This window comes from Streptomyces sp. W16 (genome assembly GCF_033194735.1).
Lineage (GTDB): Bacteria > Actinomycetota > Actinomycetes > Streptomycetales > Streptomycetaceae > Streptomyces.
On the sequence record NZ_JAWOAI010000743.1, the window covers coordinates 1 to 3,745 of the forward strand.

The window sequence follows — 3,745 nt, forward strand, 5'->3', positions numbered from 1 at the left end:
CGGCGCCGGCGGACCGACCCGCCCTGGCGTCCCCGCGCCGGTCCTCGGCGGAGCCGGCGAACGGCACCCCGCCCCCTGGAGTCACCACCTTGCGACTGCACCGTCCTGCCGAGGACGCCGAAGGCCCCGAGGACAGCGACGACCTCCCCCGCCGGGTACGGCAGGCGAGCCTCGCCCCCCAGCTCCGCGAACAGCCCGCCGCGGACCGGGAACGGGCGCCTGCCGCACCACGCGAGGAACACCGCAGTCCGGAGGTCGTACGGGACCGGATGGCGGCCTACCGCGAAGGCTGGACGCGCGGCGGCGGCAGGCAGCCGGGCCGTGGCGCCACCCCAGGCCCCGCAACGGGCAGCGACAGCAGCGAAGGAGACCGCGCATGATCCAGGACCCGAGTATGAGGGCCGCCCAGCGGTCCGGTGAACTCGACTGGCTGCTGGACGACTTGGTGCTGCGTGTCGGCGAAGTACGGCATGCGGTGGTGCTGTCCAACGACGGCCTCGCCATCGGAGCCTCCACCGACATCGACCGCGAGGACGCGGAACACCTCGCCGCGGTGGCCTCCGGATTCAACAGCCTCGCCAAGGGGGCGGGGCGGCACTTCGGCGCCGGCGGAGTGCGGCAGACCATGGTGGAGATGGACGACGGCTTCCTGTTCGTGGCAGCGGCCGGAGACGGCTCCTGCCTCGCCGTCCTCACCGCTGTGACCGCCGACATAGGCCTGGTGGCGTACGAGATGGCACGGCTGGTCAAGCGCGTCGGCGAGCACCTCTACACGCCGCCACGCGTCGGTGCGCGGCCACCCGCCGCCGGATGAGGCGAGAAGGCGGTCCGCTCCGATGACCGAAGACATGACCGGTGCCCCGAACGAGCCGGGCAGCCAGTGGTACGACCAGGAAGCCGGGCCTCTCGTCCGCCCCTACGCCATGACGGGTGGACGTACCAAACCAGGCCCTACGGGAGTGCGGTTCGACCTGATCGCGCTGGTCACACTGGACGCGGGCGCGCCCGGCTTCGACGACGACACCGGGCTCGGACCGGAACACCGGGCCCTCATCGACCTGTGCCGCGCGGAAACACAGTCCGTCGCCGAACTGGCCGCCGGAGCGGACCTCCCCCTGGGGGTGGTCAGGGTGCTCCTGGGCGACCTCCTGGAGCTCGGCTGTGTCACCGTCAGCCGTCCCGTGCCGCCCGCGCAGCTTCCTGACGAACGGATTCTGCGCGAGGTGATCGAGGGGCTCCGGGCACTGTGATGAAACTTCAGCACCACTCGAACGCGTACGACGACGACTTGTGCACCCTTCCGTACACCGAACAGCTACGAGACGGTCACATCATGCAGATTGCGGTCCAACCGCCCACGGCGAGGCCGTACTTGCCAGGATGCACGCCTACGGACGTCGACCGTTGCCGGTACTCCCGAGAGAAGTGATCGATGGTCTCCGAGCACTCCGATGCCGAAGGCGGCGAGACGACCGCCCTGGCATTGAAGATCCTGGTCGCCGGCGGATTCGGCGTGGGCAAGACCACCATGGTGGGCGCGGTCAGCGAGATCAGGCCGCTGCGCACCGAGGAACTGCTCAGCGAGGCCGGCCAGTTGGTGGACGACACCGACGGCGTCGACCAGAAGGTCACGACGACCGTCGCCATGGACTTCGGCCGCATCACCATCAGGTCCGGCCTCTCCCTCTACCTGTTCGGCACACCGGGCCAGGACCGCTTCTGGTTCCTGTGGGACGAACTGTCGCAGGGGGCCCTGGGGGCCGTGGTTCTCGCGGACACCCGGCGGCTGGAGGACTGCTTCCCCGCGGTCGACTATTTCGAGCACCGGCACATCCCGTTCGTGGTGGCCGTCAACTGCTTCACGGGTGCCCGCAGTTACGGTGCCCACGACGTCTCCCGCGCCCTGGACCTCGATGGGGGAACGCCGGTGGTCCTGTGCGACGCCCGGGACCGCGACTCGGGGAAGGAGGTGTTGATCCGGCTCGTCGAGTACGCCGGACGAATGCACACCGCCCGGATGCTCGACTCGGTGGGCTGACAGCGCCGCTCACTCCGAAATGCCCTTCTGCGCCAGGACCTTCGCGATCCTGACGCGGACCAGGAGTTCGCCCGGTTCCTCCGACAATGCGGCGCGCCCTTGCGGCACCACGAAGTCGAACGGCGGCCGGTCGTCGTCCACGCAGAGGGCGACTCGCCCATCACGGGCCAGATTGCGCCCTTTTGCCGTTCCTTTCGCGGTGTTGAACACCACGTCGTCCTCGTCGAGCAGGAACCAGATCGGTGCGACATGTGGGCTCCCATCGGCGTGAACGGTCGACAGCTTGCCCGTGCGTGTGCCGTGCGAGACGAACGCCCGCTATTCCTCGTCGGTCATGTTCTGTGCCATGCCCCTATCCTCCTTGCCCGGGCGACGGGCGTGGTGAAGGCTGACGGGAGATCCTCCGGCCAGGGGGAGACGCGACACGGGGAGGCCGGAACATGGCGCAGAACCAGGGACTGAGCTGGCTGTTGGACGATCTGACCGGGCGCGTCGAGCATGTACGCCACGCTCTGGTCCTGTCCAACGACGGACTGGTGACCGGCGCGAGCACGGGACTTCGCCGGGAGGACGCCGAACACCTCGCCGCCGTCTCGTCCGGACTGCACAGCCTGGCCAAGGGCTCGGGACGCCACTTCGGCGCCGGCGGGGTGCGGCAGACGATGATCGAGTTCGACGACGCCGTCCTGTTCGTCACGGCCGCGGGCAGCGGCAGCTGTCTATGCGTCCTCAGCGGCGCGGACGCGGACATCGGCCAGATCGCCTACGAGATGACGCTGCTCGTCAACCGCGTCGGCGAGCACCTCGGCGTGGATGCCCGACAGCCCGAGCGAACTCCCGTCACAGACCTCTGACCTGCGAGTTCTCCCGCTCCCGTGGAGTTATCCACAGGCTCGCCACGAGATTCCCCGAACCGGTTACGGTTTGTCCATCGCGAACGCACACAGCGTGAGCAACGGACTCCACGGGGGAGATCGACCATGGCAGGCAACACCATCACCACACCCTCGGAACTCTCGTGCACACCGAGTCGCGCGGCACGAGAACTGGGCCTCAAGCGAGGCGAGTTCGACCTCGCCGTCCATCTCGGACGCATCCGCACCGTGCCCGACGAAGGGGGCGGCGGCCGACGCGTCGCCCACACCGAGATCGACCGACTGCGCTCGGCTGAGGGATTTCCCGAATCGCTCGTGGAGAGCGTCAGGACCGTGGGCACAACGGACGGTGCGGCTCTCATGGAGGTCACCGCCGCCAGGTTCACCCGCCTCGCCCGGCTGGGACTGGTGGTGCCGGTGAGGTTCTATCTGAACCGCTACAGGGCTGTGGTCTGGCTCTATCTCGCCGAAGAACTACGGCAGTTCGCCACCGACAAGAACCACACTTCACTGCTGAACGGACGTACGCCCGAAGGGCTGCGCGACCAACTCCAAGAAGGTCTGGATCTACGGCCCCGCAACTGGCGCGGACGCCATCTGGGATTCCTGCTGCGCGAGGCGGACGGCCCGTGGGAACACGCGGGCGCCCTGTCCGCTCTGCTCGACCCCGTCCAGGTGGCCGAAATCGTCCAGGACCCCTACGAGCGCGCCCACCTGAACCGGTTCCGGCCGGACCCGCCCGCCCACGGCGCTCCGGGCTCGCCCGCCGCCCACCTCGCCGAGCGGATCATGACGGCCGACGACCCGGACGAGATCAGCTGGCTGCGGGCGG

General features: G+C 69.1%; 5 protein-coding genes and 2 pseudogenes. 6 read left to right on the forward strand and 1 reads right to left on the reverse strand.

The window, feature by feature from the left end:
* The 4 genes and pseudogenes from R6V09_RS48375 to R6V09_RS48390 all read left to right on the forward strand — a co-directional run.
* Window positions 1-380: pseudogene (locus tag R6V09_RS48375) on the forward strand (ATPase); the annotation flags it as partial.
* Entirely contained in the window at window positions 377-814 is a 438-nt protein-coding gene (locus R6V09_RS48380) for a roadblock/LC7 domain-containing protein (RefSeq protein ID WP_317887811.1), read from the forward strand. The pseudogene R6V09_RS48375 and the gene R6V09_RS48380, both read left to right, overlap by 4 nt.
* 22 nt (window positions 815-836) lie before the next feature.
* A complete protein-coding gene (locus tag R6V09_RS48385; protein ID WP_317887812.1) occupies window positions 837-1,250 on the forward strand; it encodes a DUF742 domain-containing protein in 414 nt (137 codons plus the stop codon).
* A 182-nt stretch (window positions 1,251-1,432) separates the two neighbouring features.
* Window positions 1,433-2,038, forward strand: coding sequence for a GTP-binding protein (locus tag R6V09_RS48390; RefSeq protein ID WP_317887813.1), 606 nt, complete (start codon window positions 1,433-1,435; stop codon window positions 2,036-2,038).
* 9 nt (window positions 2,039-2,047) lie between these two features.
* Here R6V09_RS48390 and R6V09_RS48395 read toward each other — a convergent pair.
* Window positions 2,048-2,386 (reverse strand): annotated as a pseudogene (locus R6V09_RS48395) (PPOX class F420-dependent oxidoreductase).
* Between the two features lie 92 nt (window positions 2,387-2,478).
* On the opposite strand from R6V09_RS48395, the gene R6V09_RS48400 reads away from it, so the two are divergent.
* Window positions 2,479-2,892 (forward strand): roadblock/LC7 domain-containing protein, encoded by a 414-nt coding sequence (locus tag R6V09_RS48400; protein ID WP_317887814.1) that lies wholly within the window; start codon window positions 2,479-2,481, stop codon window positions 2,890-2,892.
* A gap of 126 nt (window positions 2,893-3,018) precedes the next feature.
* Window positions 3,019-3,745: DUF6397 family protein (locus tag R6V09_RS48405; protein ID WP_317887815.1), on the forward strand; the 727-nt coding region annotated here is incomplete at its 3' end.